A 15,479-nucleotide genomic window follows, 5' to 3' on the forward strand; every position below is an offset into this window, starting at 1 on the left:
CCTGTCGTGTTGCCGGCGTTTTCCACAGACAGGGTTGAATGACGAGCATGCATAGCACTTCATTGATCGCGACCTCGGGCGCTGAAGAGCCCAAAGGTCGGATCTTCAATATCCAGAAATATTCCATTTACGATGGCGATGGCATCCGGACGCTGGTGTTTTTCAAGGGCTGTAACCTGCGCTGCCCCTGGTGTTCCAACCCGGAAAGTATCAGTTTTGCCTACCAGGTGATGTTCAATGCCGATAAATGCGTGCATTGCGGTCGCTGTGTGGAAGTCTGTCCGGTAGGGGTGCATACCCCGAATGGCATTGATCGTTCCGTTAACTGTGTGGGCTGCCGGCACTGTGAAGAGAACTGCCTGGGCGGTGCCCTGAAAATCATGGGGCAGGATGTCACCGTGGCGGAACTGATGGATGTGATCCTGCAGGATTACAACTTCTACATGGCTTCCGGCGGTGGCGTTACCCTCAGTGGCGGCGAGTGCACGCTGCAGGCGGATTTTGCCGCTAAATTGCTGGCGGAATGCAAACGCAACATGATCAATACAGCCATCGAAACCAACGGTTCCACGGCGCTGGAGAATTACGAAAAACTTGCGCCGTACACCGATCTTTTCCTTTTCGATATCAAGCATATTGATACCGGGAAGCATAAGGCGATCTTTGGTATCGGCAATGAAGCGGTGAAGCGTAACCTGGAACGCCTGGTTGAACTGAACGCCAACATTGCCATCCGTATGCCGCTGATCCGTGGCTACAACGACTCCTATGACGCGATTACCGGCGCGATTGATTACGTCACGGCGCTGGCGAAAAAAGGCGGCATCCAGCGTATTGATGTCCTGCCTTATCACCAGATGGGCAAAACCAAGTACAAGATGCTGGACCTGGCGTATCCGGCCGAGCATGTCGGTGGTTACAGTAATGAAGAGCTGAACCAGCTGGACGCGTTTTTCAACCGGTTTGATTTTGATATTCGGGTTGTAAGGCATTAATTCCCCTGTAGCTGTTTGCGTTTCGCTGCAAAAAAACAGGGTTTGGAAAATAATGGTGACATCCGTTGGAAGACTTCGATAAAGACCTGCTCTCGGTGCAGGATGTGCGTTGCCTGCTGGCGAAAGCCCGGGCGGCACAGAAGATTCTTGCCGGTTACAGTCAGGCCCAGGTCAACACGCTCGTCAAGGCCATGGCGGACATCGCGGAACAGCATGCCCACGAACTGGCAGATAGGGCAGTGAAAGAGACGGGCTTTGGCCGGGTCAGGGACAAGGTGACCAAGAACCTGCTGGCCAGCCGGATTCTCTGGAACTCCATCAAGGACATGAAAACCGTCGGGATTATTGCCCAGGACAAGGAACAGCAGTTGATGGAAGTGGCGGTGCCGTTTGGTGTGGTCGCCGGTCTGGTGCCGTCTACCAACCCGACGTCAACGGCCATCTATAAGGCGATGATTTCCGTAAAGGCGGGTAATGCTGTGGTGATCAGTCCCCATCCTGCCGCACTGAATGCCATCACGCGTACGGTTGAACTTCTGCGTTCAGCCCTGAAGCGTCAGGGTGCGCCGGAAGACCTGGTCAGTGTCATGGCCTATCCCACACAGGAAGGTACGGCCGAGCTGATGAAACATCGGGATACCGGCATCATCTTGGCTACCGGTGGTTCGGCAATGGTGCGGGCGGCTTACAGCTCCGGCACTCCGGCGCTGGGCGTTGGCCCCGGTAATGTCCCGGCATTCATTGAGCGGACAGCGGATATCAAGAAAGCCGTGCGCCATGTGATCACCGGTAAAACGTTTGATTACGGGACGATCTGTGCATCGGAACAGCATGTGGTCACAGAGCACGTGATTGCCGATACCGTGCGTGCGGAGATGATCGAACAGGGCTGCTATTTCCTGAATCAGGAAGAAATCAGCAAGCTGGAAGCGCTGATCAAAAATCCACGAGGCGGTCTGAATTCAAAAATTGTGGGTAAACCTGCAGCAGCAATTGCACGCATGGCCGGTGTAGAAGTCCCGCCTTTTACGCAGGTGCTGGTAGCCGAGCAAGCGCGGGAAAACGTTGGGAAGGACTTCCCGTTCTCTTGGGAAAAACTTTCCCCGCTGCTGGGCTTCTACCGGGTGCAGGACGCCCATGAGGCTTGTGAGCTGTGCATGGAATTGCTCCATTACGAGGGGGCAGGGCACACGCTGGCGCTGCATACGCAGGATCACCTGTTGATCCAGGAGTTTGCGCTCAAGAAGCCGGTGTCCCGCCTGGTGGTGAATACGCCCGCGACCCATGGTGGTGTTGGGGCAACTACCGGTCTGCCTCCGGCCTTCACGCTGGGGTGCGGCGGAATTGGTGGATCATCGACGTCGGACAACGTGACGCCATTACACCTGTTTAACAAGCGTTATGTCGCCTTTGGTCTGATTGAGCCGGAGTCACTGGCATCCGGTTCAGAGCCTACGGCATCCACAACTGACATTGATATTGAAGTATTAACACGCAAGGTGATCAGCCAGCTGTTATGTGAGCAACATGATTGATATAGCGATGAAAAAAATTCTAGTTTCATTCACTCTGGCTTTGGTTATTCTGAATATTTCTGGCTGCGGTTCTACGGCGAAAAAGGGGTTTACTAACCCTAACTATCCCGTTTCCTCTGTAAAGAGAATAGCAATTTTGCCTTTTGATGGTGTCCCTGATGCCAACACCGCTGCAGATATGATATCTATGGTGTTAGACAACCACGGTGTTTTTGAAGCCATTGTCGATAGAACACAATTGAACGCTGTAATAGCAGAACATCGTCTGCCAGAAGACTTGTTGAATGACGAAACTGCTATTGCTAAAAAGCAACTAATCAATGCTGATGCCCTTTTGAAGGGGCGTGTAACTCGTTTCGAGCAGGGTGTTCCCTCTGTGCCCATAGCCACTCCAACTAAAATATCAATGTCATTAAAGCTGGTTAGTGCAGAGACTGGGCAAATGATTTGGACACAATTGTATTCTAAATCTTCTGCTGGTCGAGGGTTACTTGCACCTAGCGTAGATGAAATGATGATCGAAATGGCGGAAGAAATTGCCACTGACTTAGTGAGACTGAAATAAATCACAAAACAAATGCAGACAGTAGGATGCTCTCAAACTTGTAGGTCTACTGCAGCGAAAGGTTACGGATACGGTTTTGCAACACATTTACGGGAGTAAGAAATGGCGGTAAGCAACGCACTGGGTATGATTGAAACCAAGGGGCTGGTCGGCGCGATTGAAGCGGCTGACGCCATGGTGAAAGCGGCCAACGTTACGCTGGTTGGCAAGGAACGGGCTGGTGGTGGTCTGGTGACTGTGATGGTGCGGGGTGATGTCGGCGCTGTTAAAGCTGCGACAGATGCCGGTGCTGCGGCAGCCCAGCGCGTCGGTGAGCTGGTGTCTGTGCACGTGATCCCGCGTCCCCATGAGGAAGTGGAAGTAATTCTGCCTGCTCAGACAAAGTAAACTTCATAGCGTTTGCTATCTGCAGCATAAAAAAACGGGCCCGGAATAATAATCCGGGCCCGTTTTTTTTTGTTCTTATGATCTGCAGTCAGCAGGCGCGTAAGCTGTCAGTGTGACACGGTTCGGGAAAACACATTAATCACAATGGTGCCCGCCATAATCAGACAGATACCAAAAATCGCTGGCAGATCCAGCTGCTGGCCATGCCACAGCCAACTGATCAATCCCACCAGTACGATACCGGCACCGCACCAGATCGCGTAGGCAATACCGATAGGAACCGTTTTCACGGTGATGGATAACAGAAAGAACGCAAACGCATAGCCCGCCAGAGTGATGAGCGTAGGTATCGGCTGACTGAACTGTTGTGTTTTCGGCAGCATGGACGTCGCAACCACTTCGCAGGCGATGGCGATGGGTAATGCGACCATTGGCGGCAGCGCAGTAAGAAACTGCAACATCTTACGACCCCATTCAGGTGTTCAAGGCGGCGTAGTCTAAGGGGTAATGGCCAAACGACCAATGGCAAATTGCCGTGATTTTCCCGTCGTGATTCAGCGCCAGGTAACCGGTAACACCGATTGCCGTCAGTGGAGGAGAAGTGCCGCCCTGCAGAGACTTCCCAGGGTAATATCTGCCGTTACGGCCATCGGGGTGGCAGTAGTCTCTTGATCCAACCAAACTGAACCAGCGATAAAACCAGTTTATTGCATATGGGTCGGGTGACATGGATTTTTTTCAGTCTGTGATGATGCGCCATCAGTGAATCTGCATCCCTGCAGGCGCGGATATACTCCAGGCAGGATTTTTCCGGTGCGTCAGTGGCGGATATCAGTATTTCCCTGCCTCTTTCGCCCAGCGTTCCTGCCTTGAGTTTGTCCAGCAGGCCCTTGAACGTCACCGGTCGATCCGGGGCAGGTTCGCGCCCTAAATAAACGAGGTACGGCATGTCGATCATATCCAGTAATTGCATATCAATATCGCTGTGTTGCTTGTTACGCAGCTTGTAATTGATCCACTTCAATAGTTTCTTTTCGCTGCTGCGAAGTGCCAGTTTCCGGGATGTCGCTTCAACCAGCAGCGCCTCAAGTGGCGCCCCCATATCCAGGGTAGCCGGTGTATCGCCCCCTGGCCGGATATACAGGCAAAACAGCCCCTTTTGCAATGTAAATGCGTGCAGGTTCGCGCCTTCCGCCAATACGGGTAAATTTGAACTCAGCACCAGTTCATTAAATATGGGGTTGGGTAGAGTGTGTAACAGACACAGCCCTGTCTCTCCGGGCTTTAATTGTGCTAATTGACGGTGCGCGTCGCTGCCGCTGAGATCCATTACGGTGACAGGCAAATACGCGGCTTTTGCGATCTTCTTCAGCATTTCAAGATCAATCACCACGCCTGATGAAACGGTGATTACGGTGGGTTTATGCGTTTCGCCCGGTTGCTCCGCCCATTGTTTTACGGCGATGAGCCATGTTGTCAAAATGTTCTTTTTCTCGGTATGGTCGATCATCGGATGATGCAAACCATAGACAACACCCAGGTTGACGTCCCCGGCCCGGCTTTTTTCAATAAGGCTTTGGATATTACGGCATAAGACGTCTGTTGGATCAGTGCCAGGGCAAATATCAAACCGGTTTCCGCCAAAGACCGGTTTATCTTCAGGCTCGGGAATGACACTGTTCTCAGGAAAATACAATGGATAGGTGTTGCATTCCATGCCATGCACATCGGTAAAAAAAAGTTGCCAGCCGCTTGCGAAACGAAAAGGCTTTATGGTTATGAAATTGCCGTTAATATGACCGCCAAAGACATGTTGTTGTTCTATCGTCTTGAAGGAAAACATAACGGAAGGTTCAGGTATGCCGACGTCATCACTCGAATAAACATACACTTCGCATTCGTTGATTTTAATGGCTTGAGGGGTAGGTTTTTTGTCATCAAAACCCGGTAACAGTCTGGCGAGCTTGGCTCTCGCGATAGGGAGAGCCTGATCATAGTTCCGTTTCGTTCGGCCCGGGAAAGCTCCCCTAGTGACCAGCGTGGCGTCTTCAACGGGCGGTGAGCACACAAGAACGATTTTCCTTGCCCCCATAGCGGCAAGCGGTTTAATCATTCGTACTGATGCGGCCAAATCTCCAAGCGTTGAAAACTGACCTTCCGTATCTATTTTGCTTATATCAAGCTGGCAGTAAATACCTATGCATTCCAGGCTGGCCAACAGGTTTTCAGCCCACTTTTCAAGTACTGACAAGTGCGACATTTCGGGGTTGAGGTCCAGTGCGTCAACCGTTTTGCTGACAGTCACTGTTTTCCTGGGCGGACTGCTGCGATCAAGCAGGGCCGACATCTGGGCGTCCTCTTTTCGCTTCCAGGCGTTGCGAAATAATGCTTCTTTATTAAAACCGTTAACCGGTATGAAATCGTGCGCCTGTGACATTCTTGCTTCCGTTAATAAGGAAGCGCATTCGGGGGATTTTGTTGTTAATGTTGCCAGGTGGTCAATCCTGGTGAGGTGCTTTTTCACCGTCTTATTGCCCAGGAGCACTGTTGCGATTTCCTTAAGCCCATACACGAAGGCCAGATGGACCGACGTCGCTCTTTTATGGTTTTTTATCAGCAGGCAGTCAGGCAGTAGTTTAGCTATTGTACTGACAATCGCACCGTGTCCATTAATCACCGCATTGTGAATGGGCAGATTGCCTTCATCATCCCCATCATAAAGAGCAACCCTGACCATTTCTGACAAGTACATAAAACAATCAAGATGGCCCTGGTAAGCTGCGATGTTTACAGGGGCCATGCTTCTGCCTCCCTTACTGAGTAGCGACTCTCTGCCTTTGGCGTAGTAAACCAGTTGCTGCAATATGGCCAGATGGCCTTTTTGAACCGCAAGGTGAACAGGCATGTCGCGATTGTAGTTTTCGACTGTCAAACCGTCGGGATAGCACTCCGCCAGGTAGTTGAAGCAAAGGGGGGCTCCGTTTAATGCAGCTGTGTGAATAGCCAGATACCCATTGCTATTCGGAACCGACAGACTTTCAGGCTTCTGTGCCGCCAGAAACTCCACACAATTCAGATGTCCATTCAGGGCGGCGCAGCTTAAGGGTGTCAGATATCCACTGAACTTTACCAGGGTTTCCCTGGCCTGTTGGAACCTCATCATGTAACGCAGACCGGTAATATAGCCATCTGCGGCGGCTTCATGAACCGGGGTTCTACCGTTGTTATTATAGTGGGCCAGCCCTGTCGGTGAGTTTACCAGGATGACTCCAACGCACAGGATTTGCCGGTATTGCACGGCAAGATGCAGGGGGAGATTATTTTGGTTGTCTGCTTGCTCCTTGATCTCAGGAACGTTTTTTATTAACCAATTGACACAGGCTTTCGATCCTGTAGCGGCAGCCCAATGCAGGACGGTGCCATCAAGATGAGCCAGTCCGATGCTGACAGCATTGTTATCAAGAAATAGCTTTAAAAAATCGGGTAAATCTTTCTCTATGCAAGTGCGGATCAATGCTTCAATCGCTTTGCCGTCAAATGCATTGATACGCGACAGAACATCGGGCCCGGTCAGTAAGGATTGCAGGGTTGTCAGATCCTTTGACAACAGGGCGGCTTTCATGCGGTCAGTGCATTGACCGATGTCAGGGGAGCGGGTTAACCTCCCGGTGGACAGGTTGTCTTCACTGCTCAGGGGCCCGGCGCCAGAAACGGTAACCCTTTCAGGCGACAGGGCGGCAGCTTCTTTCGCACGGCCTGTTTCCGGACGCTGGGTGACGGCAGCTTCGACACGGCGAAGGGTATGGGCATTGGTGTCATGGACGCCTGTCGCGACAGTGTCCGATAGCCCTGTTCCCGGTCTGACGCTGGGTGGAGGAGGCGTTCCGTCCATGATAAGGTGCTACTTGCCACTAATGATTGTAGTTAAGCGATTTCGGACACCTGGTTAAGCCGCTTTTTCCATATGCTTTTTCTTCAAACATAACGGGACTGCAGTAGTTCGAGCTACTGCATAAGGCCTTCAGTTGCAGCTGAAGGTGGGCCTCCCTTTACCCGAAAAACATTTAAGAAGAACCCTACAAGGTGTCCTGAGTCATTACACCACTTCATTTCCGCTTGTGGGATGTTTGTTGCCTGCCTGCCTGCCATTTCTCCTCCCGTCTGGCATATCATGGCGCTTTTCGGATATGCCCTGCAAGATTGCTATTATCAGCTTTAGACTGAGGCTTGTCCCTTATAGTTGCCTGGTTGTCAGTCATTTTGTCCGTCTTGTTTGAATGAAGGCCGCATTAAACTCTCAGGCGCGAATAGTGCCGATAACTGGAATTCGATGCATGTCTAAATTACGTTTAGGTATTGTCGGCTCGGGTTTGATTGCTGGTGTCATTGCCGATGCTGTGAAGCAGGTTGAAGGCATCAAGTTAGTGGCCGTGACCAGTCGTCGTCCAGCATCCGCTCAGGCATTTGCGGAACAGCAGGGTATTGGTATTACCTATGATAATTGGCGTGACATGCTCAGTTCGGATCTCATTGAGGCGGTTTATATCGCGACCCCGACCGCCTGCAAGGAAGAAATTTCACTCTTCGGAGCGGCGCATAAAAAACACCTCCTTGTGGATAAGCCATTTATCAACGCTGAATCGCTGCAAAAGATCATCGCAGCCGCACGTGACAATGGTGTTGCCTTTATGGATGCCACACACTTCTCACACCATCCCCGTACCCGGCAGATCCGGGATCAGATGGTCGCATCGATTGGTGAACCCCAGGCAGTTCGCAGCTCGTTCTTCTTTCCCCTGATGGATAAAAGCAACATTCGCTTTAATCCGGAAAAAGAGCCAACAGGCGCTGTCGGTGATATGGGCTGGTACGCCATGCGTGCGATTACCGAGTACCTGGAGCCTGCCTCTGCAATTCAATCCGTTGCGGGTGGTATTGTGCGAGATGATGATGCCGGGGCTGTTATTCGCGGGTGTGGCGTGGTGGTTTTTGAGGACGGCAAATCATCCACATTTGATTTTGGCTATAACGTCGGTGTGTGTTTGATGGATCTTGATATCCTCGGACACGAGGGCATGTTCAGCCTGTCAGATTTCGTATTGGACTGGAAAAGCGGCTTTGCTTTTGATAACCAGGAACATATCAATGGTTATATCAAGCGCACAGGGTTGGCTCAGCCTGAGGACTTTGAGTTTGTGACAGCAGATTCTGATGAACCGCAGGCAGCCATTATGATGCGCCATTTTGCTGCAATGACTGCTGACCCCTCGTCGGAAAATGCTCGTCAGGCGGCAGCACTATCACTGAAAACCCAAACGCTTCTTGATGCTTACTGGCAGGCTGTGAAATAAGTTTTGAAAGCATACACGCTGACTTTCCGCAGAAAGCTGTGAGGCAGCATATCGTCAGGCTCTTATTAGTCGCTAAACGGGAACTTTAACGAGTCCCGTTGCATTATAAATTCATCTTCGCTTCTATACTTTTCCGCCCCTGGCTCGAGACGTAATCCAGGAAGGTCTGGGCAACCGTGGACAGCTGTTTGGTCTGTAAGCTGGCAAGGTACCATTTGGTTATGATCGGCGTGGACTCGACATCAAGTTCTGCCGGTCCGGCGCTGCCACCCAAAGCCCATGCCATTCTTCGGTAACCTCTTTTATGGCGTATTGGCACTGTTTCTGCAGGAAATGGGCAGGGTTTCAGCATCACGTCTGCAACTTTTAAAGCAATAGGGTTCTTTCATCGCAACCTTTGGGGTGATTATGCCTCTCATTGGTGCTACTTTAGGTGCCCTGTTTGCGCAGCTTTTGCAGCTTTCGGCTGGGGGCACTATTCTGCTGGCCACTCTGGGGGGCAGTGCCTCTTACATTGCCGTACCCGCGGCGATGGCCGTTGCCTTGCCAAAGGCCAACCAGGGATTGTCGATTACGTCATCGCTCGCCATCACGTTTCCGTTTAACGTGCTGGTGGGTATACCGTTATACAGCGCGCTGATCATCGAAGTGATGGTTTAAACTGGATTCACCCGGATACACTGTATGAGCAAGATTTCCGTCAGCATCATTATGGGCTCACAATCGGATTGGCCCATTATGCAGTCCGCTACCATTCCATTGAACGAGCTGGGTGTCAGTTTCGAAACCCGCGTGGTTTCTGCCCACCGTACGCCTGATCGGCTTTACCAATTTACCTCTGAAGCTCACCTGCGCGGTATTGATGTGATCATTGCCGGCGCCGGTGGTTCTGCGCACCTGGCCGGAATGGCCGCGGCCATGACGCACCTGCCCGTGATTGCCGTGCCTGTGCCCAGCAAGCATTTCAACGGTATGGACAGCCTGATGTCGATGGTGCAAATGCCCAAAGGGGTTGCTGTCGCCTGTCAGGCAGTAGGGAATTCTGGCGCCTATAATGCAGGGCTGCTGGCCGCACAGATGCTGGCGCTAAAAGATGACGAACTCAGCCAGCGTTTGCAGCAGTGGCGTAAAGAGCAAACAGAAAGCGTTCCCGTAGAGGTTGAATAATGCACATCGCAATGATTGGTTGCGGTCAGCTGGCCCGTATGATGGCGCTGGAAGGCTGGCATTTGGGGCTGACATTTTCTTTTCTGGCAGAGCCCGGTGAAAACAGGTCCTGTGTCGAGGGCCTGGGAAACATTGTTGAATTAACACCAGGGTTGACGGGCCGTAAGCTTTTCGAAGCGCTGGGTGAGCCTGCCGTGGTAACGGTTGAGCGCGAGCATGTCGATGTAAAGATGCTGAAAGATCTCGCCTCATTCTGTGAGGTCAACCCTAACCCGGATGCGATTGAAATATGCCAGCACCGGGGGCGTGAAAAGAACTTTGTTAATGCCCTGAGTGTGCCGACAGCCCCTTACCGTCTGATCAATTCCGCAGAAAGTCTAAAAGCCGCTGTTGAAGCGCTGGGATTGCCTGTGATTGTCAAATCCTGTGAGGAGGGCTATGACGGTCGCGGTCAGTGGAAGATTGACAACACGCAAGAGCTGGATGCGATATTGCTTGAAAATACAGTGGACGGCGATTTCATTGTCGAAGGCTTTGTTGCTTTCGAGAAAGAAGCTTCCATCGTTGCCATGCGATCAAGCAAGGGAGAATGTGCATTCTACCCACTGGCAGAAAACGAACACCGTAACGGCATTCTTATCAGCTCCATTGCACCAGCCGAGCTGCCCTCGCCATCACTCTCAGTAGAAGCCCGGAAAATTGCACAGACCATCATTGAAAAAATGGGATATGTCGGTGTTCTGTCTATTGAGTTCTTTGTTCTGAATGACAGGCTTCTGGTCAACGAACTGGCGCCCAGGGTGCACAACAGTGGTCATTGGACACAGGCTGCCGGCATCTGTTCCCAGTTTGAAAACCATCTGCGCAGTATTGCCGGCATAACGTTAGGTGCAACTGAGCCAGCGACCCATGCGGGCATGGTGAATGTGCTTGGACAAAAGCTCAATACAAACTGGCTGGTTGACAGCAATGTTCAGCTACACGATTACAACAAAACGCCACGTCCAAACCGGAAGGTAGGGCATCTCAATGTATGGAGTACAGATCGCCAGAAGTTGGTCAACCAAATCAGCGATTTGAAACGCGTCATATATAAAGAGAGCCGGTAATTAAATTTGTGTAAACGTTAACGACATGATCTCTGGCTGACCTGACTCTACAGCCAACTTGGCAGCTCTCCGCTTGAACTTCTGAGAGTAGTTCTGGGCATGGAATACCTCGTCTATGCGCGTTATGCCGCGCTTGGCGAGGTGTTCTGAGCCATTACGCCACTGACTTTGTCAATCTCTCCACTTGAAACTGATTTCTTTAAACTGGCGTCAGCCCAGGTTTGCTGCAATATGTGGCAAAGGCTCCTGTTAGCTCCTTTGTATATGTCGGTTAGATGCTAAGGGCTCTTGCAACTTTTTTGTAAAAGCGCTGTCAGTTACTTTGACAGGAGTCTTACCCGACGAAATGGAGTCGTGACATATGCAGAAAACCGCAACCATATCAAAATCTGGTTCATTGCCAGACCTTTCCTTACCGGCTCAACACGGGAGTGGAATCCGAAGTCAAGCTGTCCAGCGACACCTGGACATAGAAGAGCTAGACGCCGCGGATAAGGATCTTATTGAAAAAACCATTGAAGAGAGTCAGGCGCAGTGGCGGGAATGGAGAAGGTCAGAGACGCCAATACATATGAAAAATCTCCTGTGTGCATTGTCCGATGGGATTTGCAAGAAGCTGAAAGTGGTCATGGTAACTCATGAAGATGTCATTTTTTGTGGGGATGAGATGGCGACAGCGGCAGAGGCCGAGGCAGTGGCAGAGGCTGCAGCGGCGGCAGCTGCAGTGGGAACGGGAACCGCAGAAGTAGCGGCAGCGGCAGCTGAAACCGCAGAGAATGCGTCGAAGGATTTCAATCCGAATGTAACGATTGATTTTCACTTGATTTTGCTGTGCAAAATATCTGAATCTCTCAAGGTTATTGATCCCAGAATGGGTTCAACGCCTTTGGACGGAATTGATTGGGTAAAGAGTTGTTACTCTGAAAGAGAACTCAAGCATAAACTGAACAATCCTGCGCAAAAAGAATATCTGCCTCAATTCCGTTTGATTGAATGCGACGATTATATTGATGCGATTGAATCAGGCATTAATCTGGACGCCTCGCCTTGGAACTGGCTTTCAACCCCCAACATGTTAATCACACATGGTAAGGATGAGATGTTTCGTAGGCAGGCGCTGCCTCGTGTGCTGACGTTGCCGTTGTGGAAACATTCCAGTTTCCTGAATTTGTTCGAATTTGAGCAGATGATCTCTGGAGAAAGGACTTACGGTGACGTGGTTGCCGATAAAAAGCATTACGAGAATAAGCCCGCGTATAAAAGGATGGAGGAGCCTCAAATTGAGGCGCTTAAGGACATTTTGATACCAATCGGGAGGATCACGCAGGGGATTGATCAAATGACATTAAAATCTGTGATTGTTCCCTGAACCATGCTGCGAATAGGCAAGACCGCGTCGCCCATTCTCAGCGGTTAAAAATGAGTTATGATCATTTTATAGCTGATTCCTTGAACTCCGCCGTATAGGTTTTTACTTTCATTTCTGACATCTGGACACCTTAAGGGGCTTTGATATTGTTCGAGTTTGTGTGTCCGGAAAACTATAACCACTTCACTCTATCTTCTTCGGTGCTTGAACTATGGCATCACTCATTGCGTGATACTTGCCCTTCGCAATCGTTAAATCAATGAACGCCATCAAAGACTCCAGCCTTTCCGAACGGTGCGTTGAGGGGGAATCCTCAGCTTTCAGCAACTCACTCTTGCGTGATACGAGCATTTCAATATCAGCTGGATTGGCAAAGGCCAGTAATGTCTTGACCGATAATTCGCCTGCCTGGGCTGCCTTCGCACTATGGCTGCAAGCATTGGCCAAGCTCTTCGATAACGCATCGAACCATGTCGTCGCCTGTATCGGGCTGCCGCTTTTCCCGGTACGCTGGATAGCCAGTAATCGCCCAAGGCCATCTATCGATTGCCAGCAATGGGGGAGATGATCAAACCTTGTTTGATTAACATCCGTTTGCCGTGAAGCAAAGGCGCACATAGCCGTATCACTAAACGGCAATGGTTGGATGTATCGATAAGGCACCGGCCTGCCCTCATCAAACGAGAAGGGATTTTTATCAAAAAAGCCCCAAACAAATTCCATGGCGTTGGACAGGTTCATAAACTCTATGGACACCTGGTTGCTTTGCAATATCTGTTTGAGATTCGCCATGTCCCCGCCGTCAAACAAATTGCAATAAACGGTTATAAAGCGCATTTTACCAATGGCTGCCTGAACGGCTTTCAACCGCTCATCCGATGAAAACGGGTGGTACTTGCCACATCGACTTTTGTACTGTTGATATTCCTTCAGAAAGGGATAATCGGATACAAATGTCTGTACATAGCTATTCAGTGTCTGTAAATACCACTTTTCACTGTCTTTCGAGGTGCATTCCATGATCAATGCCAGCCTCTTCAACTGCAATCTCAGTAGAAAAGGGTCATAGTCTAGCATGAGTACCACATCAGCATGCTTTGCGAGCGTTGGCAAAGCCGGCAGGAGACAACTGTCGCCAACCAGGAGCGCGGCTTTCCTGGCGCCATCCTGTGCCGTTGTTTTCTCCTCAAGCGCTGCCAGAGTGCGCTTGTAATCCAGCGGGTGGTCAGGATGAACAGGGGTGCCGGGCTCACTGAATTCATAGCTGAATAAATAGTGTTGGAGCGGGGAGTCTCTCGCAAAATGGGCTCTTTCGGAATCCGCCGTACCTTCCAGTTTCGGTAGTGGAAAGGTCGATGCAATAGCGTTTGTCAGTGGCTGATAACACGGTGGACTGTCACCGAAAGAAACGTCGTTATCCCCGGAGCCTGCCGCGTGTGACTTCGTCGAATGATCAGGAGATGAAACATGAGTTGTTCGTTGATCCAGTGTTTTTTTGAAATTGTTATAATCTATCGCGAACCGCGCCCGTTTATATTGGCCGCTCAATGTCCCCACACAATCAACGGCAGCAATAATTCCAAGGCATATAGAGAAAACGGCCTTACACAGGCGGTACAGACAACATACTTCGGAGTCAGCATGCCATACCCATGAAAAAGCAGAAAGCCCTCCAAAGCAGATGTCACCGTTACAGCCTTGAGAAACTGACATAATCAAATAGCCCAGAAATACGCAACCTTGAACATCTAACAATCTAGACAACGAAATTGAAAAAAAGTTGCCTGTACTTTTTTCTTATGGACCGGGCACGCCACAAGGCAGGGAATAAGGTGCCTCCGACAGCACCGGACAGGCAAAACCAAAGCCCATATCTGCTATGGCATCGACACGGTAGAAGTGGCGGCCAAAGTTCGCGGGTGTCCGATTGCTGCAGGGACAATTGACCGTGTATTGTGATCTGGGGAAGCCTAAGTAAAAGGTAGGCGATCATGGCAGATAGCATCTGGATTTTGACTGCACTTTCGCTTTGCCCAAGGAACCGTTTGATCTTCAGGTTTTGCTTGATCCCTTTGAAAAAAACGCTATCTCCTGGGGCGTTCTGTCAAGGTCATTGGAGATAAACGACAAAACCTTTCCATCGTCTTCTCTGACAATCGTTACTCTTCTCAGGTCAATTGAACAATCCCTTTGAGTCTTAACCGATGAGAGCTGAATAGTCTGGTCTTCCAGAATGCTTCGTGCTTCGGAAGCTCGCCCATTCGAACGGGTTGAGATTCAGGTCAATGGATGTGGAATCAACCAGGCGAACCATCTTTTTCACAGCTTTCCTGGCCAAGGCTACCCTGGTCCAGGTGGTGAGATAGAAGAACGTTCCCATAACGATGGCGGAAGGCCGACTGTTATTGGCATCAGACAAGGATGAACGCTTTATCTTTCCTGCACCAAGGTGATAGTGGTGATTACGCCTGGTATTGAAATTTTACACCGGTCACGGAGAGAAGTTCGGCCAGTCATTTGGGCAAACATCAGGCTGATAAGCTGAGTGCGAACCCGGTGATCACCTTTGTGATGGTCAACAGCCTTCTGGAAATGGTGACGTGTAAGGTGTTTGATCCGTTGATGAAAAGCACTGTTACTATGCTTCATGCCTGTCCCTTGCTCTTGGTGAAATAGCTCTTTCGGCAACTGTTATTTTACCGAAAGCCAGTTAGGACAGACACTTCCTGACACCTATGAATTTTTAAACCGGACAGCAGTGATAGGTGTCAACAGTTTTAATCCACCTCAACGCACGGGTGTTAAGGGGGATTAAAACTGTTGACATATACCCCTAATTTAGCGGGCTGTAGAGTGCCTAAAACAACACTGAAATGTATTAAAACTGTTGACAAATAAGGTGTGCAGGAAAACTGCGTGGATTAAAAGTGTTGATATGTCAGTAGTGGTCCATTTTCTCAGCGAATATCAGCTTTACTCATGGACTGTACATTCTTTGAAC

General features: G+C 50.2%; 14 protein-coding genes. 9 read left to right on the plus strand and 5 right to left on the minus strand.

The features are described from left to right. The first annotated feature begins 47 nt into the window (after positions 1–47). From cutD to eutM, 4 genes are all read left to right on the plus strand, one after another. Positions 48–995, plus strand: a complete 948-nt coding sequence (gene cutD, locus AC27K1_RS14055) for a choline TMA-lyase-activating enzyme (RefSeq protein ID WP_487151403.1) — start codon at positions 48–50, stop codon at positions 993–995. A gap of 65 nt (positions 996–1,060) precedes the next feature. Next, positions 1,061–2,530 (plus strand): acetaldehyde dehydrogenase (acetylating), encoded by a 1,470-nt coding sequence (locus AC27K1_RS14060; RefSeq protein ID WP_487151405.1) that lies wholly within the window; start codon positions 1,061–1,063, stop codon positions 2,528–2,530. Beyond that, positions 2,523–3,095 carry a CsgG/HfaB family protein gene (locus tag AC27K1_RS14065; protein ID WP_487151406.1) on the plus strand — a complete coding sequence of 191 codons (573 nt, stop codon included), beginning with the start codon at positions 2,523–2,525 and terminating at the stop codon, positions 3,093–3,095. The genes AC27K1_RS14060 and AC27K1_RS14065 overlap by 8 nt, the downstream gene beginning before the upstream one ends. A gap of 102 nt (positions 3,096–3,197) precedes the next feature. Further along, entirely contained in the window at positions 3,198–3,482 is a 285-nt protein-coding gene (gene eutM / locus AC27K1_RS14070) for an ethanolamine utilization microcompartment protein EutM (protein WP_487151407.1), read from the plus strand. A 107-nt stretch (positions 3,483–3,589) separates the two neighbouring features. Here the strand turns inward: eutM and AC27K1_RS14075 are convergent, their stop codons facing one another. Both AC27K1_RS14075 and AC27K1_RS14080 read right to left on the minus strand, forming a co-directional pair. Then, positions 3,590–3,943, minus strand: a complete 354-nt coding sequence (locus AC27K1_RS14075; protein ID WP_487151408.1) for a DMT family transporter — start codon at positions 3,941–3,943, stop codon at positions 3,590–3,592. Positions 3,944–4,122: 179 nt separating this feature from the next. Next, on the minus strand, positions 4,123–7,374 hold the full coding sequence (locus AC27K1_RS14080; protein ID WP_487151409.1) for an ankyrin repeat domain-containing protein: 3,252 nt from the start codon (positions 7,372–7,374) through the stop codon (positions 4,123–4,125). 442 nt (positions 7,375–7,816) lie between these two features. On the opposite strand from AC27K1_RS14080, the gene AC27K1_RS14085 reads away from it, so the two are divergent. Next, a complete protein-coding gene (locus tag AC27K1_RS14085; RefSeq protein WP_487151411.1) occupies positions 7,817–8,833 on the plus strand; it encodes a Gfo/Idh/MocA family protein in 1,017 nt (338 codons plus the stop codon). A gap of 103 nt (positions 8,834–8,936) precedes the next feature. Here the strand turns inward: AC27K1_RS14085 and AC27K1_RS14090 are convergent, their stop codons facing one another. Then, complete coding sequence (locus AC27K1_RS14090; RefSeq protein ID WP_487151413.1) at positions 8,937–9,119, minus strand: hypothetical protein; 183 nt, start codon at positions 9,117–9,119, stop codon at positions 8,937–8,939. 101 nt (positions 9,120–9,220) lie between these two features. On the opposite strand from AC27K1_RS14090, the gene AC27K1_RS14095 reads away from it, so the two are divergent. The 4 genes from AC27K1_RS14095 to AC27K1_RS14110 all read left to right on the plus strand — a co-directional run bounded on the left by AC27K1_RS14095 (position 9,221) and on the right by AC27K1_RS14110 (position 12,478). Then, positions 9,221–9,493 carry a sodium-dependent bicarbonate transport family permease gene (locus tag AC27K1_RS14095; protein ID WP_487151495.1) on the plus strand — a complete coding sequence of 91 codons (273 nt, stop codon included), beginning with the start codon at positions 9,221–9,223 and terminating at the stop codon, positions 9,491–9,493. Positions 9,494–9,517: 24 nt separating this feature from the next. Next, positions 9,518–10,000: a 5-(carboxyamino)imidazole ribonucleotide mutase gene (gene purE / locus AC27K1_RS14100; protein ID WP_487151415.1), complete on the plus strand. Its 483-nt coding sequence runs from the start codon at positions 9,518–9,520 to the stop codon at positions 9,998–10,000. After that, on the plus strand, positions 10,000–11,109 hold the full coding sequence (locus AC27K1_RS14105) for a 5-(carboxyamino)imidazole ribonucleotide synthase (RefSeq protein WP_487151417.1): 1,110 nt from the start codon (positions 10,000–10,002) through the stop codon (positions 11,107–11,109). The genes purE and AC27K1_RS14105 overlap by 1 nt, the downstream gene beginning before the upstream one ends. Positions 11,110–11,470: 361 nt before the next feature. Next, a complete protein-coding gene (locus AC27K1_RS14110; protein ID WP_487151418.1) occupies positions 11,471–12,478 on the plus strand; it encodes a hypothetical protein in 1,008 nt (335 codons plus the stop codon). A 183-nt stretch (positions 12,479–12,661) separates the two neighbouring features. Here the strand turns inward: AC27K1_RS14110 and AC27K1_RS14115 are convergent, their stop codons facing one another. Together AC27K1_RS14115 and AC27K1_RS14120 are read right to left on the minus strand one after the other, a co-directional pair. Continuing rightward, positions 12,662–14,191, minus strand: a complete 1,530-nt coding sequence (locus tag AC27K1_RS14115; RefSeq protein ID WP_487151419.1) for a hypothetical protein — start codon at positions 14,189–14,191, stop codon at positions 12,662–12,664. 717 nt (positions 14,192–14,908) lie between these two features. Then, entirely contained in the window at positions 14,909–15,127 is a 219-nt protein-coding gene (locus tag AC27K1_RS14120) for a DUF4372 domain-containing protein (RefSeq protein ID WP_487151420.1), read from the minus strand. Between the last annotated feature and the right edge of the window lie 352 nt (positions 15,128–15,479).

It is taken from the genome of Kistimonas ophiarachnellae (assembly GCF_057552235.1).